Annotated in this window: 23 protein-coding genes and 1 rRNA gene; 9 read left to right on the top strand and 15 right to left on the bottom strand. The window is 71.8% G+C overall.

Annotation, left to right across the window (positions count from 1 at the left end; genetic code table 11):
- Together ACFYUZ_RS04690 and ACFYUZ_RS04685 are read right to left on the bottom strand one after the other, a co-directional pair.
- Window positions 1-92 (bottom strand): 16S ribosomal RNA (locus tag ACFYUZ_RS04690); the annotation flags it as partial.
- 501 nt (window positions 93-593) lie between these two features.
- Entirely contained in the window at window positions 594-1,256 is a 663-nt protein-coding gene (locus ACFYUZ_RS04685) for a DNA-3-methyladenine glycosylase (protein ID WP_389306222.1), read from the bottom strand.
- Window positions 1,257-1,344: 88 nt separating this feature from the next.
- Between ACFYUZ_RS04685 and ACFYUZ_RS04680 the strand changes: the two genes are divergently transcribed.
- The 3 genes from ACFYUZ_RS04680 to ACFYUZ_RS04670 all read left to right on the top strand — a co-directional run bounded on the left by ACFYUZ_RS04680 (window position 1,345) and on the right by ACFYUZ_RS04670 (window position 3,379).
- Window positions 1,345-2,127 (top strand): sporulation protein, encoded by a 783-nt coding sequence (locus ACFYUZ_RS04680; protein ID WP_389306220.1) that lies wholly within the window; start codon window positions 1,345-1,347, stop codon window positions 2,125-2,127.
- 44 nt (window positions 2,128-2,171) lie between these two features.
- Entirely contained in the window at window positions 2,172-2,708 is a 537-nt protein-coding gene (locus ACFYUZ_RS04675) for a YbhB/YbcL family Raf kinase inhibitor-like protein (protein WP_389306218.1), read from the top strand.
- Between the two features lie 164 nt (window positions 2,709-2,872).
- Window positions 2,873-3,379: an HNH endonuclease gene (locus tag ACFYUZ_RS04670; protein WP_093876792.1), complete on the top strand. Its 507-nt coding sequence runs from the start codon at window positions 2,873-2,875 to the stop codon at window positions 3,377-3,379.
- Between the two features lie 74 nt (window positions 3,380-3,453).
- On the opposite strand, the gene ACFYUZ_RS04665 is transcribed toward ACFYUZ_RS04670, so the two are convergent.
- The 4 genes from ACFYUZ_RS04665 to ACFYUZ_RS04650 all read right to left on the bottom strand — a co-directional run bounded on the left by ACFYUZ_RS04665 (window position 3,454) and on the right by ACFYUZ_RS04650 (window position 6,653).
- Entirely contained in the window at window positions 3,454-4,221 is a 768-nt protein-coding gene (locus ACFYUZ_RS04665) for a sulfite exporter TauE/SafE family protein (RefSeq protein ID WP_389306217.1), read from the bottom strand.
- A 97-nt stretch (window positions 4,222-4,318) separates the two neighbouring features.
- Entirely contained in the window at window positions 4,319-5,257 is a 939-nt protein-coding gene (locus tag ACFYUZ_RS04660; RefSeq protein WP_389306215.1) for an SPFH domain-containing protein, read from the bottom strand.
- A gap of 93 nt (window positions 5,258-5,350) precedes the next feature.
- Window positions 5,351-5,779, bottom strand: a complete 429-nt coding sequence (locus tag ACFYUZ_RS04655) for an NfeD family protein (RefSeq protein WP_389306214.1) — start codon at window positions 5,777-5,779, stop codon at window positions 5,351-5,353.
- 76 nt (window positions 5,780-5,855) lie between these two features.
- Window positions 5,856-6,653: an ABC transporter ATP-binding protein gene (locus ACFYUZ_RS04650; RefSeq protein WP_389306212.1), complete on the bottom strand. Its 798-nt coding sequence runs from the start codon at window positions 6,651-6,653 to the stop codon at window positions 5,856-5,858.
- 135 nt (window positions 6,654-6,788) lie between these two features.
- Between ACFYUZ_RS04650 and ACFYUZ_RS04645 the strand changes: the two genes are divergently transcribed.
- The gene (locus ACFYUZ_RS04645; protein ID WP_389306210.1) at window positions 6,789-7,580 is read left to right on the top strand and encodes a hypothetical protein; all 792 of its coding nucleotides are present in this window, start codon (window positions 6,789-6,791) and stop codon (window positions 7,578-7,580) included.
- A gap of 319 nt (window positions 7,581-7,899) precedes the next feature.
- Here ACFYUZ_RS04645 and ACFYUZ_RS04640 read toward each other — a convergent pair whose 3' ends face one another.
- The 3 genes from ACFYUZ_RS04640 to ACFYUZ_RS04630 form a co-directional block, all read right to left on the bottom strand.
- Window positions 7,900-8,139 carry a chaplin gene (locus ACFYUZ_RS04640; RefSeq protein WP_389306208.1) on the bottom strand — a complete coding sequence of 80 codons (240 nt, stop codon included), beginning with the start codon at window positions 8,137-8,139 and terminating at the stop codon, window positions 7,900-7,902.
- 152 nt (window positions 8,140-8,291) lie between these two features.
- On the bottom strand, window positions 8,292-8,939 hold the full coding sequence (locus tag ACFYUZ_RS04635) for a response regulator (protein ID WP_389306207.1): 648 nt from the start codon (window positions 8,937-8,939) through the stop codon (window positions 8,292-8,294).
- Window positions 8,932-10,077 carry a GAF domain-containing sensor histidine kinase gene (locus ACFYUZ_RS04630; protein ID WP_389306205.1) on the bottom strand — a complete coding sequence of 382 codons (1,146 nt, stop codon included), beginning with the start codon at window positions 10,075-10,077 and terminating at the stop codon, window positions 8,932-8,934. The genes ACFYUZ_RS04635 and ACFYUZ_RS04630 overlap by 8 nt, the downstream gene beginning before the upstream one ends.
- 173 nt (window positions 10,078-10,250) lie before the next feature.
- Here ACFYUZ_RS04630 and ACFYUZ_RS04625 point away from each other — a divergent pair, with 173 nt between their 5' ends.
- From ACFYUZ_RS04625 to ACFYUZ_RS04615, 3 genes are all read left to right on the top strand, one after another.
- A complete protein-coding gene (locus ACFYUZ_RS04625) occupies window positions 10,251-10,946 on the top strand; it encodes an SDR family NAD(P)-dependent oxidoreductase (protein WP_389306293.1) in 696 nt (231 codons plus the stop codon).
- Window positions 10,946-12,052, top strand: coding sequence for an S-adenosylmethionine:tRNA ribosyltransferase-isomerase (locus tag ACFYUZ_RS04620; RefSeq protein WP_389306203.1), 1,107 nt, complete (start codon window positions 10,946-10,948; stop codon window positions 12,050-12,052). Before ACFYUZ_RS04625 ends, ACFYUZ_RS04620 begins: the two co-directional genes overlap by 1 nt.
- A gap of 292 nt (window positions 12,053-12,344) precedes the next feature.
- Window positions 12,345-13,154, top strand: a complete 810-nt coding sequence (locus tag ACFYUZ_RS04615; protein WP_389306201.1) for a transglycosylase SLT domain-containing protein — start codon at window positions 12,345-12,347, stop codon at window positions 13,152-13,154.
- Between the two features lie 57 nt (window positions 13,155-13,211).
- Here ACFYUZ_RS04615 and ACFYUZ_RS04610 read toward each other — a convergent pair whose 3' ends face one another.
- On the bottom strand, window positions 13,212-15,782 hold the full coding sequence (locus tag ACFYUZ_RS04610) for an FHA domain-containing protein (RefSeq protein ID WP_389306199.1): 2,571 nt from the start codon (window positions 15,780-15,782) through the stop codon (window positions 13,212-13,214).
- A gap of 197 nt (window positions 15,783-15,979) precedes the next feature.
- On the opposite strand from ACFYUZ_RS04610, the gene serB reads away from it, so the two are divergent.
- A complete protein-coding gene (gene serB / locus ACFYUZ_RS04605; protein ID WP_389306198.1) occupies window positions 15,980-17,197 on the top strand; it encodes a phosphoserine phosphatase SerB in 1,218 nt (405 codons plus the stop codon).
- Window positions 17,198-17,327: 130 nt separating this feature from the next.
- Here the strand turns inward: serB and ACFYUZ_RS04600 are convergent, their stop codons facing one another.
- The 4 genes from ACFYUZ_RS04600 to ACFYUZ_RS04585 form a co-directional block, all read right to left on the bottom strand.
- The gene (locus tag ACFYUZ_RS04600) at window positions 17,328-17,846 is read right to left on the bottom strand and encodes a SixA phosphatase family protein (protein WP_389306197.1); all 519 of its coding nucleotides are present in this window, start codon (window positions 17,844-17,846) and stop codon (window positions 17,328-17,330) included.
- A gap of 35 nt (window positions 17,847-17,881) precedes the next feature.
- The gene (locus ACFYUZ_RS04595; protein ID WP_389306195.1) at window positions 17,882-18,085 is read right to left on the bottom strand and encodes a hypothetical protein; all 204 of its coding nucleotides are present in this window, start codon (window positions 18,083-18,085) and stop codon (window positions 17,882-17,884) included.
- A gap of 136 nt (window positions 18,086-18,221) precedes the next feature.
- Window positions 18,222-18,338 carry an SGM_5486 family transporter-associated protein gene (locus tag ACFYUZ_RS04590; RefSeq protein WP_260174269.1) on the bottom strand — a complete coding sequence of 39 codons (117 nt, stop codon included), beginning with the start codon at window positions 18,336-18,338 and terminating at the stop codon, window positions 18,222-18,224.
- Window positions 18,339-18,355: 17 nt separating this feature from the next.
- Entirely contained in the window at window positions 18,356-19,753 is a 1,398-nt protein-coding gene (locus ACFYUZ_RS04585) for a CynX/NimT family MFS transporter (RefSeq protein ID WP_389306193.1), read from the bottom strand.
- Between the two features lie 63 nt (window positions 19,754-19,816).
- Here ACFYUZ_RS04585 and ACFYUZ_RS04580 point away from each other — a divergent pair, with 63 nt between their 5' ends.
- Window positions 19,817-20,539: a FadR/GntR family transcriptional regulator gene (locus ACFYUZ_RS04580; protein WP_389306191.1), complete on the top strand. Its 723-nt coding sequence runs from the start codon at window positions 19,817-19,819 to the stop codon at window positions 20,537-20,539.
- On the opposite strand, the gene ACFYUZ_RS04575 is transcribed toward ACFYUZ_RS04580, so the two are convergent.
- Window positions 20,475-20,894, bottom strand: coding sequence for a hypothetical protein (locus ACFYUZ_RS04575; protein WP_389306189.1), 420 nt, complete (start codon window positions 20,892-20,894; stop codon window positions 20,475-20,477). The two genes, ACFYUZ_RS04580 and ACFYUZ_RS04575, sit on opposite strands and share 65 nt — an antisense overlap.
- Between the last annotated feature and the right edge of the window lie 231 nt (window positions 20,895-21,125).

Raw genomic sequence — 21,125 nt, 5'->3', positions numbered from 1 at the left:
CTAATCCACCCCGAAGGGCTTCATCGTTCGACTTGCATGTGTTAAGCACGCCGCCAGCGTTCGTCCTGAGCCAGGATCAAACTCTCCGTGAATGTTGACCGGATATCCGGTGCACCACTCGCGGTGAGCGGGACACCACGGCCGGAATAGGGCCGGATGTCCACAGCGTCCTCGCTGTAGTGTCGCCACCCCCGCAGGGATGGACTTTTTCAAAGGAACCTCGGCCATCCGGAGATGGACGGGGTATCAACTAATCTGGCGTTGATTTTTGGCACGCTGTTGAGTTCTCAAGGTGCGGACGCTTCCTTCGGTCCCGTTTCCGGGCCCTCCGGGCGCTTCCTTCGTTTCCGACTCTATCAGATCTTTCCGATCCGATTTCCTCGGTGCTTTCCGGTCCCGTTCGCTTTCGCTCCGGGCCCTTCCGGCGTGTTCACTACTTTAGCTGATTTCCCTGGCCGTTCATAATCGAGCCATTCGAAACGAATTTCGGAATGCCGAAATGAACCCCAACCGGGGTGATCATCTTGAGTAGTGTGGGTGGCCGCTCCGGGGTGCTTGAACAAGCAGGCCGGGTTCCAGCGGCTCGGGCCACGTTAGTCGGTCGTCCTCGGCGAGTCAAGCCTTCGTTTGCGGGGTGTGTGGGGCCGGTACGGGCTGACCGTCGGGTCCTCCGTGATCCAGAAGCGCCAGGGGTGCGGGGCGCCCTCGCCGCCCACTCCCGTACGGGGGCCGCTGCGGACGCGGTCCGGGGCCGGGGGCGTGCCGGTGAGGAGGGCGAGCGGTCCGTCCTGGCCCGCGCAGGTGTCCGTGCCGTTCAGGGAGAGGGCGACATCGAGGGCCGTGGCCAGGCGGGCCGGTCCCTTGGCCAGCTCGTGGTCGGAGCGGGCCGAGCGGCGGCGGGGGCGGGCCTGGTCGGCGCCCTCGACGATTTCACCCGCGCGCAGCAGGACACCGCTCGCGTGACCCTCGGGTCCGCACACCAGGTTGAGGCAGTGCCACATGCCGTAGGTGAAGTAGACGTACGCGTGGCCGGGGGGTCCGAACATGACGGCGTTGCGTGCGGTGCGGCCCCGGAAGGCGTGCGAGCCGGGATCGATGGCGCCGGCGTACGCCTCCACCTCCGTGAGGCGCAGTTCCATCCGGCCCTCGTCGGTGTTGCGGACGAGGGTGCGGCCCAGGAGGTCGGGGGCCACTTCCAGAACGGGGCGGTCGAAGAAGGTCCGCGGGAGCGGCGTACGGTCGGGGCTCTCGCTCATGCCGTCCGAGCGTACCGGGGACCGGAGGGGAACCGGCTACGGTCGTCGCGCGTATGTAGGGGTCAGGACCCGAGAAGGAGTGGAAGTCATGGGATTCAAGAAGCTGCTCGCGAGCCTGGGCGCCGGCGGGGCCACCGTGGAGACGGTGCTCACGGAGGAGAACGTCGTCCCGGGCGGGGTCGTCCAGGGCGAGGTGCGGATCCAGGGCGGCAGCGTCGACCAGCAGATCGAGGGGCTCTCCGTCGGGCTGCAGGCGCGTGTCGAGGTCGAGGGCGGCGACCAGGAGCACAAGCAGGACATCGAGTTCGTGAAGGTGCGTCTCGGCGGTGCCTTCGAGGTGAAGGCCGGCGCCGTGCACGTCGTGCCGTTCGGCCTGGAGATCCCGTGGGAGACGCCGGTCACCACCGTGGCCGGGCAGCAGCTGCGGGGGATGAACATCGGGGTGACGACCGAGCTGGAGATCGCGCGGGCCGTGGACTCCGGTGACCTGGACCCGATCAACGTGCACCCGCTTCCGGCGCAGCAGGCGATCCTGGACGCCTTCATCCAGCTGGGCTTCCGCTTCAAGAGCGCGGACATGGAGCGCGGGCACATCCGGGGGACGCGGCAGAAGCTGCCCTTCTACCAGGAGATCGAGTTCTTCGCGCCGCAGCAGTACCGGGGGCTGAACCAGGTCGAGGTCAGCTTCGTCGCGGACGACCACGAGATGGACGTCGTCCTGGAGATGGACAAGAAGCCGGGTCTCTTCACGGAGGGAAGCGACTCCTTCCGCGCGTTCAAGGTGGGTCTGCACGACTTCCACACCACCGACTGGGCGGCTTACCTCAACCAGTGGCTCGCCGAGGTCGGCGGCCGGCGCAACTGGCTCTAGGCTCGGGATCGTCAGCGTTGACGGACGATTCGGAGGTACTCGACGTGTCCGAGGGCAAGAGGGCGCCGCTCCCCCATGACTTCCATCCGCCGGTGGCGGCGTTCACCGTGGTGAGCGACGACGTCGCGCCGGGCGGGGTGCTGAAGGACGCTCAGGTGTACGCGGCGGGGAACACCTCGCCGCAGCTGAGCTGGGAGGGCTTCCCGGCGGAGACGAAGAGTTTCGCGGTCACCTGCTTCGACCCGGACGCCCCGACGGGCAGCGGGTTCTGGCACTGGGTGCTGTTCGACATCCCGGCGTCGGTGACGGAGCTGCCGGCCGGTGCCGGGTCGGGGTCGTTCGAGGGGCTGCCGGCGGGTGCCGTGCACGCGCGGAACGACTACGGCTCGAAGGACTTCGGCGGCGCCGCTCCCCCGGCGGGCGAGTCGCACCGGTACGTCTTCACGGTGTACGCGGTGGACCAGGAGAAGCTCGGTCCGGACGCCGACGCCTCGCCGGCGGCGGTCGGGTTCAACCTGCGGTTCCACACGCTGGGGCGTGCCCAGTTGGTCGGTGAGTACGCGGCTCCCGCGGCGGGCTGATCGTTCGTTTGTTGTTTGCCCGCTTCTGGTCTTGGAGAGATCAGAAGCGGGCATCTTTTGTTGCGCAGGAAATTGCGTTGTCCGACCCGGCCGGCCCGGCCATCGTTGATCCAAGCCCGGAGCCCCGTGTGGGGGCTGGGGCCGGCATACGGGAGGTGGGCAACATGCGGGACACGCTGGTACTGAACGCGAGCTTCGAGCCGCTTTCGACGGTCACACTCAACCGTGCGGTGGTGCTCGTCCTGCAGGACAAGGCCGTCGTCGAGCAGGCCCATCCCGAGCTGAGGGTGCGGGGCGCCGCCGTCGACCTGCCGGTCCCGCGGGTGATCAGGCTCTGCCGGTACGTACGGGTGCCGTTCCGAAGACAGGCCCCGTGGTCGAGGCGGGGGGTGCTGGTCCGGGACCAGCACCGGTGCGCGTACTGCGGGCGGCGGGCGACGACGGTCGACCACGTGGTGCCGCGGGCGCAGGGTGGTGGGGACAGCTGGCTGAACACGGTCGCCTCCTGTGCCGAGGACAACCACCGCAAGGCGGACCGGACGCCGGAGCAGGCGGGGATGCCGCTGCTGCACCAGCCGTTCGAGCCGACTCCGGCGGACGCGATGCTGCTCGCGATGCGGGCGAGCGAGCGGTCGGCGCTGCCGGCGTGGCTGGCCGATTCGGCCGCGTAGGGCGTGATCCGCGGACGTGCGGATGCGGAAGGGCCCGTCTCCCGGTGGGGAGGCGGGCCCTTCCGCTGTCGTGGCTAACCGAGGGTCAGCTGGAGGATGGCCACGATGCCGACGGCGATGATCACTCCGCGCAGGACCGCCGGGGGCAGTCTGCGGCCGACCTTGGCGCCGAGCTGGCCTCCGAGGGTGGAGCCGACGGCGATGAGCAGGACGGCCGTCCAGTCGAAGTCGGCGACGAAGAGGAAGAAGACGGCGGCGACTCCGTTGACCAGGGCGCCGAGGATGTTCTTGACGGCGTTGATGCGCTGCAGGTCGTCGTGGAGCAGCAGGCCCATGAGGGAGAGGTAGAGGACTCCTTGGGCGGCGCCGAAGTATCCGCCGTACATGCTGGCGAGGAAGAGGCCGACGAGGAGGACGGGGCCGCCGTCGGGGTGGGCCTCGGTGCCGGTCTGCTCCCGGCGCCGCTTCACGGCTGCGGCGATACGGGGCTGGAAGAGGACCAGGACGAGGGCGAGGCCGATGAGGACGGGGACGATCGCGTCGAAGGCCTCGGACGGGAGGGCCAGGAGCAGGATCGCGCCGATGAGTCCGCCGAGGAGTGCGGCGGCGCCGAGGCGCAGGACGCGGGCCTTCTGGCCCTTGAGCTCGCGGCGGTAGCCGATGGCCCCGCTGACGGAGCCGGGGACGAGGCCGAGGGCGTTGGAGACGTTCGCGGTGATCGGGGGGAGTCCGGTCGCGAGGAGGACCGGGAACGTGATGAGCGTTCCCGATCCGACGATGGTGTTGATGGTGCCGGCGCCGATGCCGGCGGCGAAGACCGCCAGGGCTTCCCAGATGGACAAAGCCGTTCCCTCACATGGTCAGTGGCTCGCCTCCCCGCCCTGTCGTGCGACAGGGTCGAGGGGCTCGTACCGATCATGCACGGATTACGTGTACGTGTCAGTCAACCGTGGGTTCTTCTCGCCTCGCGGACGGAACGTCCTTGGCGGGGAAGGACGGTGCGCCCGGGCCCATGTTCCCGAGGGCGCCGGAGAGGCCCTTGAGGGCGTCGCCGATCTCGCTGGGCACGATCCAGAGCTTGTTGGCGTCGCCCTCGGCGATCTTCGGGAGCATCTGGAGGTACTGGTACGAGAGGAGCTTCTGGTCCGGGTCGCCGGCGTGGATGGCCTCGAAGACGGTGCGGACGGCCTGCGCCTCGCCCTCGGCCTTGAGGGCGGCGGCCTTGGCCTCGCCCTCGGCGCGCAGGATGGCGGACTGCTTCTCGCCCTCGGCGGTGAGGATGGCGGACTGGCGGGTGCCCTCGGCGGTGAGGATCGCGGCGCGCTTGTCGCGCTCGGCGCGCATCTGCTTCTCCATCGAGTCCTGGATGGAGGTCGGCGGCTCGATGGCCTTGAGCTCGACGCGGTTGACGCGGATGCCCCACTTGCCGGTGGCCTCGTCGAGGACTCCGCGCAGGGCCGCGTTGATCTCCTCGCGGGAGGTGAGGGTCCGCTCCAGGTCCATGCCGCCGATGATGTTGCGCAGGGTGGTGACGGTGAGCTGCTCGATCGCCTGGATGTAGCTGGCGACCTCGTAGGTCGCGGCGCGGGCGTCGGTCACCTGGTAGTAGATGACCGTGTCGATGTTGACGACCAGGTTGTCCTGGGTGATCACCGGCTGCGGCGGGAACGGGACGACCTGTTCGCGGAGGTCGATCCGGTTGCGGATCGAGTCGATGAACGGGACGACGATGTTGAGTCCGGCGTTGAGCGTGCGGGTGTAGCGGCCGAAGCGCTCCACGATCGCCGCGCTCGCCTGCGGGATGACCTGGATCGTCTTGATCAGGGCGATGAAGACGAGCACCACCAGAATGATCAGGACGATGATGACTGCTGACATCGTGTTCCCCGTGCCCTTCGCTGCCGGTTGTCTGCCGGGTTTCTTCTGATGATCGAGTTTCCCAGATGGCGGAGCGTCATGGGCGAGGTTCGGTCACATGACCACGGCGGTCGCCCCGTCGATGTCCACGACGTCGACCTGTTCGCCCGGTTCGAAGGTCTGGCCGGTGTCGAGGGTGCGGGCGGACCAGACCTCGCCGGCGAGCTTGATGCGGCCTCCGCTGCCGTCGACCCGCTCCAGGACGACGGCCTGACGCCCCCTCAGGGCATCGACGCCGGTGGCGAGTTCGGGTCTGCCGTCGCGGTGGCGGGCGGCGATCGGACGCACCACGGCGACGAGCGCCACGGAGACGACGACGAAGACGAGCACCTGGGCGACGACGCCGAAGCCGAGGGCCGCGGTCACCGCCCCGGCGACCGCTCCGACGGAGAACATGCCGAACTCCGGCATCGCGGTCAGGACCAGCGGGATGCCGAGCCCCACCGCGCCGATCAGCCACCAGACCCATGCGTCGATGTCCACCTGGTCATGGTAGGGCGGTGGGGTCCTTCCGGGACAGGGCGCGGGCGGCTGTGCGGGTCGCCGGTGCCCCGGCCGGTCACTTCAGGGGCAGGCCGTGGGCGGTCCAGCGGTCGCCGACGCGCTCGACGACGAGCGGCAGGCCGAAGCAGTGCGAGAGGTTGCGGGAGGTGAGCTCCATCTCCACGGGACCCGCGGCGAGGACCTTGCCCTGACGGATCATCAGGACGTGGGTGAAGCCGGGGGCGATCTCCTCGACGTGGTGGGTGACCATGATCATGGAGGGGGCGTACGGGTCGCGGGCGAGGCGGCCGAGGCGGCGGACCAGGTCCTCGCGGCCGCCGAGGTCGAGGCCGGCGGCGGGCTCGTCGAGGAGGAGGAGCTCCGGGTCGGTCATCATCGCGCGGGCGATGAGGGTGCGCTTGCGCTCGCCCTCGGAGAGGGTGCCGAACCTGCGGTCCAGGTACTCGCTCATCCCGAGCCGGTCGAGGAAGGCCTTGGCGCGCTCCTCGTCGACCGGGTCGTAGTCCTCGTTCCAGGTGGCGGTCATGCCGTACGCGGCGGTGAGGACGGTCTGCAGGACGGTCTGGCGCTTGGGGAGCTTCTCCGCCATCGCGATGCCGGCCATGCCGATGCGGGGGCGGAGCTCGAAGACGTCGGTGCCGACGCCGCCGAGCTGCTCGCCCAGGATGCGGGTGGTGCCCTTGGTGGGGAAGAGGTAGCTGGAGGCGATGTTCAGAAGGGTGGTCTTGCCGGCGCCGTTGGGTCCGAGGATCACCCAGCGCTCGCCCTCCTTGACCGACCAGGAGACATCGTCCACCAGAGCCCGTCCGTCGCGGACCACGGATACGTCCACCAGCTCCAGTACATCGCTCATGAGCGCGTTGTCTCCCCTTGCGGTCGAGTCTTGTCGTCGCCTTGCGCCGATGGGCGCGGCGTCCAGGGGAAAACCTACGTTATCGACGGAGCGGACCGGTCCGTAGGGCTTCCTTTGAGTCCTTACTCTGGGGGGATGCTTTCGGAACCACGCTCAGGACGTCTGGCCGCCTGGGGCAATGCCCTGCTGGCCGGGGCGGTGTCGCCGGACGAGGCGGCGCTGGCCATTGTCGGGGAGGACGCGGTGCACCGCGTGGAGGGGCTGCCCGGTGAGGCGGGGCCGGTGGGGCTGACGCTCGCGCTGGGCCGGCTGCGGCGGCTCGGGGTGACCGGGTGGCGGGTCGCGCTGCCGGCGCCGGGGCATCCGCTGGGTCTGAGCGGGCCGCCGGACTTCAACGCGCGCGCGTTGGAGGCGGAGGAGGCGGTGGTGGGCTTCGGCGCGCCGTACGGTCTCGTGCCGGAGGTCACCGAGGCCGGTCCGGCGGGTGACGTGCACGTCTCGGTGGTCTGGCACTGCCTCGCCGTGCGGGAGGCCCCGCCGGCGGACGTACCGTCCCTCGGCGAGGCGGAGCGGGAGCTGGCGGAGGCGATGCGGGACGCGACGGCGGTGCTGACCCGGCTCGACGTGGCGGCCTCGGGGCCCGCGGCGGACGCGGCGCGCGAGGCGTACCGGGCGCGGGCGGAGGTGGGCCGCGAGGTGCTGGCCCCGGGCTATCCGCCGCGCGCGGTACGGGTCCTGGAGCTGGCGCAGCGGATCGGTCTGCTCGTGAACCTGGCGTACGACCACGGTCACGGGGGCGCGGTGAGCGCCTCGGAGATGGCGGCGCGGGGGGAGGCGCTGCGGCCGGTGGAGCGGGTGGCCCGCCGGGCCCAGGTCGCGGCGTACAACGCGTACGTGGAGGAACGGGAGCGAGAGCGGGGCTTCTGAGACCCGCGGGGCCTTGCGCCTCGAAGCCCGGCGGACGGAGTCCGACGCAGCGGCCCGAAGCCCGGAAGGCGCCCCGGCGCCGAACGGTGCGAGAGCCGCGTCGAGGGAGGAGCTGGCGGCGCGGGGGGAGGCGCTGCGGCCGGTGGAGCGAGTGGCCCGCCGGGCCCAGGTCGCGGCGTACAACGCGTACGTGGAGGAACGGGAACGAGAGCGGGGCTTCTGAGGTCTGCGCCCTATCAGCCCGGCGGGCGCTCCCCCGGGCACGGCGAACCCCCGGTCCCGGGGGATCGTCCGGGGCCGGGGGTTGGTGCGGGGGCGGTCAGCCGTTGACGGCGCCGTTGCCGAAGGCCGGGTTGAGCAGGCCGATCACGTTGACCGTGTTGCCGGAGACGTTCACGGGGACGTGGACCGGGACCTGCACCAGGTTGCCGGAGCCGACGCCCGGCGAGTGGAGGGCCTGCCCGGCGGCGTCCGCGTTCGCGGAGGCGACGCCCGCGCCGGCGGCGACGATGCCGCCGGCGATCATGGTGAGGGCGGCGGCCTTCTTGAGGTTCTTCACTGGGTACATCCTCCTGGTCATCGCTGCGGCCGGTCCGCCGCAGCACGCCATGGAGAACGCCGTACCCCCCGCCGGGTTGCGCCGAACGGGGGACATCCACACGACGGTATGAAGTACTGAACGGTCGTGCGCCCCGGCGCACGAGGGGCGCGTCAGCCGGTGAGGCCGTGCCGTACGGCCCACAGCGCCGCCTGGGTGCGGTCCGCGAGATCGAGCTTCATCAGGATGTTCGAGACGTGCGTCTTGACCGTCTTCTCGGAGAGGACGAGGGCGCGGGCGATCTCCCGGTTGGACCGGCCGTCCGCGATCAGGCCGAGGACCTCGCGCTCCCGCTCCGTGAGGGTGGAACCCCGCCCCGTGCCCCCGCCGTGGGAGTCCTCCTGGGCGAGGAGCGCGCCCGCCACCTCGGGCTGGAGCAGGACGTGTCCGGCGTGGACGGAGCGGATCGCGCCGGCCAGGGCGTCGGGGTCGATGTCCTTGTAGACGTATCCAGAGGCGCCGGCGCGGAGCGCGGGGACGACCGTCCGCTGCTCGGTGAAGCTGGTGACGATCAGGACCCTGGCGGGGTTGGCCAGCTCGCGGAGCCGCTTGAGCGCCTCGATGCCGTCCGTGCCCGGCATCTTCACGTCCATGAGGACCACGTCGGGGCGCAGCTCCTCCGCCCTGGCGACGCCCTCGGCGCCGTCGGAGGCCTCCCCCACGACCTCTATGTCGTCCTGCACCTCCAGGAAGGTGCGCAGGCCGCGGCGGACGACCTGGTGGTCGTCGACCAGCAGGACACGGATCGGCTTGTCAGCCACCGGGAACCTCCATCTCGATCGTGGTGCCCGCGCCCGGGGCCGAGGTCACCGTGAGCCGCCCGCCGACGCCGCCCGCCCGGTCCCGCATGGAGACCAGACCGAGGTGGCGGCCGGCGCGGCGGACCGCACGCGGGTCGAAGCCCTTGCCGTCGTCGGTGACGGTGAGCCGCGCGCCCTGGCCGCTGCGGGTGAGGGAGACCGCGACGAGCTGCGCGTCCGCGTGCCGCAGGGCGTTGTGCAGGGCCTCCTGCGCGACCCGGAGGACGGCCTCCTCCTGGGCGGCGGGCAGGGCCCGGGTCCCCGGGCTCTCGAAGGTCACCCGGGCGGAGTGGGCGCGGTCCAGGACCTGGATCTGGGTGCGGAGCGTGTGGACGAGGCCGTCCTCGTCGAGGGCGGCGGGCCTGAGCTCGACGACGGCGGCGCGCAGCTCGTCGGCGGCCTCGGCGGCGAGCGCGGCGACCTGCTGGAGCTCGCCCTTGGCGCGGACCGGGTCGCGGTCGACGAGCGCGGCGGCGGCCTGGGCGGTCAGGCGGAGCGAGAAGAGCTTCTGGCTGACGGCGTCGTGCAGCTCGTGGGCGAGGCGGGAGCGCTCCTCGGCGATGGTGAGCTCACGGCTGCGCTCGTACAGCCGGGCGTTGGTGAGGGCGATGGCCGCGTGCTGGGCGAGGATCGAGAGGAGCGCCTCGTCCTCGGCGGTGAAGCCGCAGCCGCCGTCCTCCTTGGGACAGCGCTTGTTGGCGAGGAAGAGGGCGCCGAGGATCTCGTCGCCGTCGCGGACGGGCAGGCCGAGGAAGTCGGACATCTCGGGGTGGGCGTCCGGCCAGCCCTCGAAACGGGGGTCCGCGCGGACGTCGGCGAGCCGCTCGGGCTCGGCCTTGTGGAGCATCGAGGCCAGGATGCCGTGCTGGCGGGGCAGCGGGCCGATCGCCCTCCACTGCTCGTCGCTGACGCCGTCGACCACGAACTGGGCGAAGCCGCCGTGGTCGTCGGGGACGCCCAGGGCGGCGTACTCGGCGTCGAGCAGCTCGCGCGCGGAGGCCACGATCGTCTTGAGGACGTCACGGACCTCCAGATGGCGGCTCATCGCCAGGAGGGCGGTGCTCACGGCGGCCAGGCCGGAGCTCGGTCGATGGCTCATGCGTTCACCGTACCGGCGGGGTGTGACGGTCCGTATCCGTCCGGGGACGAGGGCGGAGCAGGTCCGGGGACCTAGGTCGAAGTGCCCTCGGCGGTCCGGGCCCGGGGACGAGGCGGTGGAGGGGGCCGCGGCCGGAGGGTGGAGCCATCCGGAGGAGAGAGGGGATGGACGTCATGGCTGTCGCGATCGTCACGGGGGCGTCGAGAGGTCTGGGCCGGGCGCTGGCCGAGGCCCTCGCCGGGCGGGGCTGGGACCTGGTGCTGGACGCCCGCACGGCGGACGTGCTGGAGGAGGCCGCGGCGGCGGTACGCGCGCGGGGGGCACGGGTGGTGGCGCCGCCCGGGGACGTGACGGACCCGGCGCACCGGCGGGCGCTGGTGGCGGCGGCGGAGGAGCTCGGGGGGCTCGACCTGCTCGTGAACAACGCGGGGATCCTGGGCGCGGAACCGCTGGTGCCGCTCGACCGGCACCCGCTGGACGGTTTCCGGGCCGCCCTGGAGGTCAACGTGGTGGCCCCGCTGGGGCTGCTGCAGGAGGCGCTGCCGCTGTTGCGCGCGGCGCCCGCGGGCGCGGTGGTCAACCTGAGCTCGGACGCGGCCGCGGAGGCGTACCGGACCTGGGGGGCGTACGGGGCGACGAAGGCGGCGCTCGACCAGCTGTCGGCGGTCCTGGCGGTGGAGGAGCCGGGGCTGCGGGTCTGGTGGGTGGACCCGGGCGGGATGCGGACGGACATGCTGGCCGCGGCGGAGCCCGGGGAGGACCTGTCCGGGACTCCCGCTCCGGCCGATGTCGCCCCCGTCTTCCTGCGGCTGCTCGACGAACGGCCGGCGAGCGGCCGGTATTCCGCGCCGTCCTTCCTGGAGGCGTGATGGCGCTGGCCGTGAGGGTGCCGGCGGAGCTGTCGGCGCGGGTGCCGGCCGAGCAGCGGGGGCCCGGGCTCGGGCGGGACGACGTGCGGCTGCTCGTGTCGCGGGGGACGGCGGTGTCGCACCACTCCTTCAGGGAGCTGCCCGCGCTGCTGCGGGCCGGGGACGTGCTCGTCGTCAACACCTCGACGACGCTCGCGGCGGCCGTGGACGGGCGGCTGGGGCCGGAGCCGGGCGGGGAGCCGGTGGTGGTGCACTTCTCGACCCGTGGGGACGACGGGCGATGGGCCGTGGAGCTGCGGGCGCCGGAGCCGTCGGGCAGTACGCGCCCGCGTGGGGGCGGTCCCGCGGGGGCGGTCGTACGGCTGCCGGGAGGGGCGCGGCTGGTGCTCGGGGAGCCGCTGGTGCCCGGCGGCGGGCGGCTGTGGTGGGCGCGGGCGAACGTGGACGTGCCGGGGCTGCTCGGGCGGTACGGGCGGCCCGTCCGGTACGGGTACACGGACCGGGACCAGCCCCTGTCGGCGTACCGGACGGTCTTCGCGCGCCCCTCCCCCGACGGGTCGGGCTCGGCGGAGATGCCGAGCGCGGGGCGGCCCTTCACGGCCCGGCTGGTGGCGGAGCTGGTCGACCGGGGGATACGGATCGCCCCGCTCTGCCTTCATACGGGGGTGGCGTCGGCGGAGGCGCACGAGCCTCCCTATCCGGAGCGCTTCGAGGTCCCCGCGGCGACGGCGGCCCTGGTGAACGCGGCCCGCGCCGGGGGCGGCCGGGTCATCGCGGTCGGTACGACGGTGGTGCGGGCACTGGAGTCCGCCGCGGTGGGAGCGTCCCGGCGGGCGGGCGCCGGGGCCGGTGGGTCCGTGCGGGCCGTCGCGGGGTGGACCGATCTGGTGGTGACGCCCGCGCGCGGGGTGCGGGTGGTGGACGGGCTGCTCACCGGGCTGCACGAGCCGGAGGCCTCGCATCTGCTGATGCTGGAGGCGGTCGCCGGGGGACCTGCGCTGCGGAGCGCGTACGCCGCCGCCGTACAGGGGCGCTACCTCTGGCACGAGTTCGGCGATCTCCATCTCCTCCTCCCGGAGGAGGAGACTCACCGTACGCATTGCTGAAGCAACTCATGGTGATTTCGTCAGGCGCCCGATGTGAGGCCGGGCATAGGACCCAGATCACTTACGAAGCCCCCTAGTAGCCCCTCCACCGCCGGATATGAACGGATGAAACGGGCTACAGGGGGCATTGTGCGGCCCCTGCGCGAGACCCTGATCCACTACCCGGGATCGTACGTCACACCTTTGCCACGGGATTTTGCTGCCGCTAAGAATTGCCCCCGTCGCCGCCGAGCAGGCGCAGCGCCGCCCCGGCCGAGCGACGACCCCCAGCGATTCGAAGAGGTAGTCCTGCATGTCTGCGAACACCCCTGGCCACAGTCGTGGTCTGAAGAAGACCCACAAGGCCACGATCGCCGGCGTCGCCGCTCTGGGCGCCGCAGCGCTCACCCTCTCCCTCGTGCCCCACGACGGCGGCACCGAGACCGAGCCGCAGGCTCTGTCCGGCACCCAGCAGGTGGCCTGGTCGTACAACGCGAACAGCCCGCAGGCCAAGGCGCTGGCCGCCAGCGTCAGCGAGCAGCAGACCACCATCGGTCTGAAGGCCAAGCAGGAGGCCGAGGCGAAGGCCAAGGCCGCCGCGAAGGCCAAGCTCGACGCCCAGGCGAAGGCCGCGAAGGCCAAGGCCGACGCCCTGGCGAAGGCCACCGCGAAGGCCAAGGCGGAGATCAAGGCGAAGGCCGCCGCGAAGGCGAAGGCCGAGGCCAAGGCGAAGGCCGCCGCGAAGAAGCGCGCCGCGGAGAAGACGGCCGCGAGCCGTTCCGTCGCCCGCAAGCCGGTCTTCGCGAACAACCTCGACGGCTGGATCCGCGAGGCGCTCTACATCATGGACAAGCACAACATCCCGGGCACCTACAACGGCCTGCACCGGAACATCATGCGCGAGTCCAGCGGCAACCCGTACGCCATCAACAACTGGGACATCAACGCCATCAACGGCGTCCCGTCCAAGGGCCTGCTCCAGGTGATCTACCCGACCTTCAAGGCGTACCACATCCCCGGCACCAAGTTCGACCAGTACGACCCGGTCGCCAACATCGTCGCCGCCGCCAACTACGCGGCCGACCGCTACGGCTCGATCGACAACGTCAACAGCGCGTACTGACGCGCGAAAGGGCGGCACCCTCCGCGGGTGCCGCCCTTCGGCGTGGTGGGGCGACCGTTACTTGCGCATGACCTCGGGCTCGTGGCGGCGCAGCAGCCGCGCCACGAGGACGCAGCAGACCGTGGCCATGATCAGCTGGATGCCGAGGTCGAGGCTCCACTGGCCGACCGTGTGCTCCCACAGCGGGTCGGTGTTGGTGGGGTCCTTGTGGTCCCACGGCGGCATGAGGTGCGCCAGGTCGAGGGTGGTGCCGGCGCCGGCGATGCCCCAGCGGGAGGGCATGAGCCAGGCGAACTGCTCCAGGCCGGGCGAGCCGTACACCTGGAAGAGGATGCCGGTGAAGACGACCTGGATGATGGCGAACATGACGAGCAGCGGCATGGTCTTCTCGGCGGTCTTCACCAGCGCGGAGATGACCAGGCCGACCATCATCGAGGTCAGGCCGAGCGCGATGACCTGGACGCAGAGCTCGACGGCCGGCGGCATGAACAGGCCCTCTTCGGGCAGCTCACGGGTGGAGAAGCCGATGCCGCAGATGATCACGCCCTGGAAGGCGGTGATCAGGCCGAGGACGATGACCTTGGACATGAGGTACGCGGACCGGGAGAGGCCGACGGCGCGCTCCCGCTCGTAGATGACCCGTTCCTTGATCAGTTCTCGCACGGAGTTCGCCGCTCCGGAGAAGCACATGCCGACCGCGAGGATCAGCATGATCGTGCCGGCGTCGCCGTTGAAGCGGGACGGCGGCTTGGGCCGGCCCAGGCCGAAGTCGGCCGGGATGACGACGGAGACCGCGCCGAGGACGGCGGGCAGGATCACCATCAGGGCCATGAAGCCCTTGTCGGAGGCGATCACCGACACGTAGCGGCGGATCAGGGTCCACAGCTGGGAGCCCCAGCCCTGCGGCTTCGGCGGCCTGGCCATCGCCTGCGGCGGCATCTGGACGGGCTGCGCGGCGACGGCGTCGATGTCCGCGGCGTACATCTGGTAGTGCTGCGAGCCCTTCCAGCGGCCCGCCCAGTCGTAGTCGCGGTAGTTCTCGAAGGCGGAGAAGACGTCGGCCCAGGTGGAGTAGCCGAAGAAGTTCAGCGCCTCCTCCGGCGGGCCGAAGTACGCCACGGAGCCGCCGGGCGCCATCACGAGCAGCTTGTCGCAGAGGCCCAGCTCGGCCACCGAGTGGGTGACGACGAGGACCGTGCGGCCGTCGTCCGCGAGGCCGCGCAGCAGCTGCATGACGTCGCGGTCCATGCCCGGGTCGAGGCCGGAGGTCGGCTCGTCCAGGAAGATCAGCGAGGGCTTGGTGAGGAGCTCCAGGGCGACGGAGACGCGCTTGCGCTGGCCACCGGAGAGGGAGGTGACCTTCTTCTCCTTGTGGATGTCGAGCTTGAGCTCGCGCAGCACCTCGTCGATGCGGGCCTCGCGCTCGGTCGCGGCGGTGTCGCCGGGGAAGCGGAGCTTGGCCGCGTAGCGCAGCGCCTTCTGGACGGTCAGCTCCTTGTGCAGGATGTCGTCCTGCGGGACCAGACCGATGCGCTGGCGCAGCTCGGCGAACTGCTTGTAGAGGCTCCGGTTGTCGTAGAGGACGTCGCCCTCGTTGGCCGGGCGGTAGCCGGTCAGCGCCTTGAGCAGGGTGGACTTGCCGGAACCGGACGGGCCGATGACGCCGATCAGCGACTTCTCCGGGACGCCGAAGGTGACGTCCTTGAGGATCTGCTTGCCGCCGTCGACCGTGACCGTGAGGTGGCGGGCCGAGAAGGAGACCGATCCGGTGTCGACGAACTCTTCCAGCTGGCCGCCGACGATGCGGAAGGTCGAGTGGCCGACGCCGACGATGTCCTGCGGGCCGAGGAGGGCCGTGCCGCCCTTGGGGATCGGCTGACCGTTGACGTACGTGCCGTTGTGCGAGCCGAGGTCGCGGATCTCGAAGCGGCCGTCGGGCGTCGCGTGGAACTCGGCGTGGTGCCGCGAGACCTGGAGGTCGGAGACGACCAGTTCGTTCTCCAGGGCACGGCCGATGCGCATCACGCGGCCGAGGTCCAGCTGGTAGAAGGTCGTCGGGCTGCGGTGGTCGCCGTAGGGCGACGGCGCTCCCGCGGCGCCGCCGGGGTGCCCCTGCGCGGGTCCCTGCTGGTGCGGGACCTGCTGGTGCGGAGCCGGCTGCTGGACAGGCTGCTGCCAGCCCTGCTGCTGCTGCGGCGGCGCCTGGTGCGTGGCCCAGTCGGCCTGGGCCGCGGCGGCCTGGTGGGCGGGGGCCTGCTGGGCCGGGGCCTGCTGCTGGGGCACCTGCTGCTGCGGGGCCTGGTGCTGGGGCGCGGCGGCCGCGCCGGCGGCGGCGAGATTCAGCCGCGGGCCGTCGGTCGCGTTGCCCAGGTGGACGGCCGAACCGGGACCGATCTCCACCTGATGGACCCTCTGGCCCTGGAGGAAGGTGCCGTTCGTGGAGCCGTGGTCCTCGATGACCCAGCTCCGGCCGCCCCAGCTGATGGTGGCGTGGCGCCACGAGACCCTGGCGTCGTCGATGACCAGGTCACCCTGAGGGTCCCTGCCCAGGGTGTACGACCGGGACGGATCGAGCGTCCAGGTCCTGCCGTTCAATTCCAGTACGAGTTCTGGCACTCCATGCCCCACTACTTGTCCCCCGATGTACCCCCGTCGTCGGGAGTCCAGGGATGGCGAATCATCCTGGGGAACTATTTCAGGCCCGGTCCCGTATCGGAAAGTCGGGCCGCGTGAAGACCTTCGGGGTGACTCCTGGACCAGTCGGGTGTCCGCAGGGCGGGACGGGGGGTCAGGTGGCAGACGGTGCCCGATACGGTGGAACCACCATGAGCGCATCGCAGACCTCAGACGTTCCCACCCTTCTCGTCAAGATCTTCGGGAAGGACCGTCCCGGGATCACCGCGGGACTCTTCGACACCCTCGCCGCCTACTCCGTCGACGTCGTGGACATCGAACAGGTGGTCTCCCGGGGCCGCCTCGTCCTGTGCGCGCTCGTCACCGAACCGACCGTCGCCCCGCCGGGCGAACTCCGGGCCACCGTCCACAGCTGGGCCGAGTCGCTGAAACTCCAGGCCGAGATCATCTCCGGCACGGGCGACAACCGTCCCCGTGGTGAGGGACGCTCCCACGTCACCGTGCTCGGCAACCCGCTCACCGCCGAGCAGACGGCGGCCATAGCGGCCAGGATCGCGGAGACCGGCGGCAACATCGACCGCATCTTCCGCCTCGCGAAGTACCCGGTGACGGCGGTCGAGTTCGCCGTCTCGGGCTGCGGGACCGAGCCGCTGCGGACCGCGCTGGCCATGGAGGCGCACGGCATCGGGGTCGACGTGGCCGTCGTCTCCGCCGGTCTGCACCGGCGGGCCCAGCGGCTCGTCGTCATGGACGTCGACTCGACCCTGATCCAGGACGAGGTGATCGAGCTCTTCGCCGCGCACGCGGGCTGCGAGGACAGGGTAGCCGAGGTGACGGCGGCGGCGATGCGCGGCGAACTGGACTTCGAGCAGTCCCTCCACGCGCGCGTGGAGCTGCTCGCCGGTCTCGACGCCTCGGTGGTCGACAAGGTCCGCGCCGAGGTGCGGCTGACCCCGGGCGCCCGGACCCTGATCCGTACGCTCAAGCGGCTCGGCTACCAGGTGGGCGTCGTCTCCGGCGGTTTCACGCAGGTCACCGACGACCTGAAGGAGCGGCTGGGCCTCGACTTCGCCTCCGCCAACACGCTGGAGATCGTGGACGGGAAGCTCACCGGACGGGTGACCGGCGAGATCGTCGACCGGGCGGGCAAGGCGCGGCTGCTGCGCAGGTTCGCCTCGGAGGCGGGGGTGCCGCTGGCGCAGACCGTGGCGATCGGCGACGGGGCCAACGACCTGGACATGCTGAACGCGGCCGGGCTCGGCGTGGCGTTCAACGCGAAGCCGGTGGTGCGCCGGGCGGCCCACACGGCGGTGAACGTGCCGTTCCTGGACACCGTGCTGTACCTGCTCGGCATCACCCGCGAGGAGGTCGAGGCGGCGGACTTCGGCGAGGACGACCTGCCGCACTGAGCGGTGGCGGTACGGAGGAGGGCCCGGGTGTCGGACGACGCCCGGGCCCTCCCGCGTCCGGGGCGGGACGTACGAGCCGGCCGTACGGGACGAGGCGCACGGGACCGGCGCACGGGACCGGCGTACGCGATCAGGCGTGCGGGGCCCAGAAGTCGACGAGCCGTCCGACGCCGTGCTCCACGGACTTCCACGTGCCGTCGAAGGTGACGACGGCGAAGGCGGAGGTCGGGAAGCCGCTGCGGTTCATCCGGGGCAGCAGGTCGCCCTCGGACTCGCCCGCCAGGGCGTCGGCGAGCGCGTGCATGCCCGGGTTGTGGCCGATGAGCAGCAGGTTCTCCACGGAGTCCGGCGTCTCGTTGACCACGGCGATGAGCTCGCCGAGGGAGGCCTCGTACAACCGCTCCTCGTACACGGTCTTCGGGCGGTGCGGAAGCTCGTGGACGGCCAGCTTCCAGGTCTCGCGGGTGCGGAGGGCGGTCGAGCAGAGGGCCAGATCGAAGGCGATGCCGCTGTCGGCGAGCTTGCGGCCGGCCACCGGGGCGTCCTTGCGGCCGCGGTCGGCGAGCGGTCGCTCGTGGTCGGAGGAGTCGTTCCAGTCTGCCTTCGCGTGCCGGAGCAGCACGATCCTGCGGGGTGTGTCGACGCTCATGGTCCACAGCTTCGCATGAAACAGGCCACTCCGACTCAGAGAGAGAGTGTTTGCCAGAGGTGCTCCAGGACGCGGCCGGTCGCGAGCTCACCCGGGGCCGCCGGGGCCCCGTCCGACCCGGTCATGAGGACCAGGAGGGCGAGGAAGGCGGCTGCCGGGAGGACGAGGGCCCACCAGGGCAGCCGGGTGTCGACGCCCGTGGTGGTGGTCCGGGCGCCGGGGTGCGTGGGGGCCGACATGGCCGCCTCCGTGGGTGAGTTCCGCGCTTTCGCCGTTGTCACCAACGTACGGATCGCGCGTCCTCCGGCCCATCCGGTGATCCACCCACTTCACCCTGAGCCCCGCCCCCTAGGGGATGCGGGGGCTACCCCCACCTCACGGGGAGGCGAAGGAGGCGATGACGGCGATGACGACCGTGATGCCGAGCATCGCGCCGAGCACGAGGAGCAGCTTCTTCTGGCCGTTCGGGGGGTTGGGTTCGAGGACTGGCATGGGGACAGTCTCGCATCTCAGCATTCGTCCTCGACCGTCCGGTCCCTGCCCGCCAGGGTTCCGACGATCATCTGCGGCACCATGAGCCCGCCCATGAGCGCGATGGGCAGTCCCCAGCCGCCGCTGTGCTGGTAGAGCACGCCGACGAGGAGGGGGCCGGGGATCGAGATGAGGTAGCCGACGCTCTGGGCGAAGGCGGAGAGCCGGACGACGCCGGCGCCGGTGCGCGAGCGCATGCCGATCATCGTGAGGGCGAGCGGGAAGGAGCAGTTGGAGACGCCGAGGAGCACGGCCCAGACCCAGGCTCCGCCGGAGGGGGCGAGGAAGAGTCCGGTGTAGCCGGTGAGTCCGCACAGGCCGAGCGCGACGACGATCGGGCCCTGGTTCTTCATCCGGGTCGCGAGGCGGGGGATGACGAAGGCGAGCGGGACGCCCATGACCATGGTGACGGCGAGGAGCACGCCCGCGGTGGCGGCGGGGACGCCGGCGTCGCGGAAGATCTGCGGCATCCAGCCCATGGTGATGTAGGCGCCGGTGGCCTGGAGGCCGAAGAAGACGCCGAGCGCCCAGGCGGTGCGGCTGCGGGTGATGCGCGGCGCGGGGGCCTGCGGGGCCGTCTCCCCGGTCCGCGGGGCCGCTGCCCCGGTCCGCGGGGCCGTTCCTCCGGTCCGCGGGGCCGCTTCGGGGGTCGCGGAGGCCGGGAGGGCCGCGTCGGTGCCCCGGTCGCGCAGGAGCGGGAGCCAGGCCAGGACGGCGAGGGCGGCGAGGGCGGCCCAGACGCCGAGGCCGAGGCGCCAGTCGCCGCCGAGGGCGTCGGTCATGGGCACGGTCGCGGCCGCGGCGACGGAGGTGCCGAGGGCGAGCGCCATGGAGTAGAGGCCGGTCATGCTGCCGACGCGGTCGGGGAAGTAGCGCTTGACGATGACGGGCATCAGGACGTTGCTGACGGCGATGCCCATCAGGGCGAGGGCGCTGGCGGCGAGGAAGGCGGGGGTGCCGGTCGCGAAGGGCCGCAGGACGAGGCCGGTGAAGATCGCGGCCATGCCCGCGCAGACGACGGCGGCGGGGCCGAAGCGGCGGGCGAGGCGGGGCGCGGTGATGCCGAAGACCGCGAAGCAGAGCGGGGGGACGGAGGTGAGGACGCCGGCGACGCTGCCGCTCATGTGGAGGTCCTCGCTGACCTCTTCGAGGAGGGCGCCGAGGCTGGTGATGGCGGGGCGCAGGTTGAGTGCGGCCAGGACGAGTCCGACGGCGACGAGGCCGAGCAGCCGGCCGCGGGCCGGGCCGGGTGCGGGAGAATCGCCGGCGGTGGCGGGCGCTGCGGAGGGCGCGGTCGCGGCGGTGGTCGCGGCCGGTCGCGCGGTGGTGCCGGCCGGTGGTGCGGCGGGGTCGAGGGTCTTCGGCTCGTCAGGCATGAAGCCATCATAGAATCATGGGATGATTGGTTGTCCAATCTCGAACGAATGGGAAGGCGCTCCATGGCCCTCGGTCACCCCCGGCGCACCGGTCTCTCCGACCAGGTGATCGCCGAGCTGCGGAACCAGATCACCTCCGGCGAGTGGCCGGTGGGTTCACGCATCCCGACCGAACCCGAACTGGTCGAGCAGCTGGGCGTGGCCCGCAACACGGTGCGCGAGGCGGTCCGCGCGCTCGCGCACAACGGGCTGCTCGACATCCGTCAGGGCTCGGGGACGTACGTCGTCGCCACCAGCGAGCTGGCGGGCGTCATGCACCGGCGCTTCGCCGGCTCCGACCCCCGGCACGTCGCCGAGCTGCGCTCCACGCTGGAGTCCGCCGCGGCGCGGTTCGCGGCCGGGCGGCGCACGGAGCGGGACCTGAAGCAGCTGGACGCCCTGCTCCTGCGGCGCGAGGAGGCCTGGGAGTCGGGGGACGCGGAGCGGTTCGTGACGGCCGACGCGGCCTTCCACCACGCGGTCGTCGCCGCCTCGGGCAACGAGGTGCTGACGGAGCTCTACGCGGACCTGGGCGATCTGCTGCGGGACTGGCTGCGCGACGACGTGGGGCAGGTGCTGCGGCCGGAGAACCACATGGACCACGCGCGCCTGGTGGACGCGATCCGCGAGGGCGATGCCGAGCGGGCCGGCACGGAGGCGGCCGGTTACCCCTTCATGTGCCTCAGGAGCCCCGTACCGGAAGGGGCCGGCCCGGAGCGGGAGCCGGATCCGCGGGCTGGTGCGTGATCCAGGCGGACCGGACCTCCTTCCAGCAGCGGCCGGAGACCTGGACGTAGTCGGCGGGGCCGACCTCCACGGCGGCGCTGTCGCCGTCGAGGTCCCACCAGCGGTCGCACTCGACGTGGAGGCGGACGCGGTCGGCGCGGGGGTACGGGTTGCTGCAGTGGGCGGTGACGCGGGAGCCCTCGACGAGGATGCGGCAGGAGGCTCCGAAGTTCTCCGGCTCCCCGGTCGCCGGGGCGGTGGCGGAGAGCTCCTCGGCGGGGGCGGGGGCGTCCCGCAGCTCGGTGGCCACGGCCGTGCCGGTGATCAGAACGGCGACGGAGGCGATCGCCCCGAAGCCGTGACGTATCGCGCGCATGCCCGTACCTCCTCCCCGTCAGCACCAGAACATCACGCTCTGCATCAGTCTGAGGTGGTTCGGGCCGATTTTCGACCCGTGCAGGAGTTGCGGAACGGCGAGGGCCGTGGGGGGGGCCCGGGGGGGGGCCCCCCCCCCCCCCCGCGCGGGGCCCGCCCCCCCCCCCCGCCCGCGCGGGGGGGGGCGGGCGGGGGGGGGCGCCCCCGCCCCGCGCGGGTTAAGCCCCCCGGG

The sequence above is a fragment of the Streptomyces sp. NPDC004266 genome (assembly GCF_042874095.1).
Classification (GTDB): Bacteria; Actinomycetota; Actinomycetes; order Streptomycetales; family Streptomycetaceae; genus Streptomyces.
Note: the sequence above shows the minus strand (reverse complement) of the source record. Positions and strands in the feature narration are given on the sequence as shown.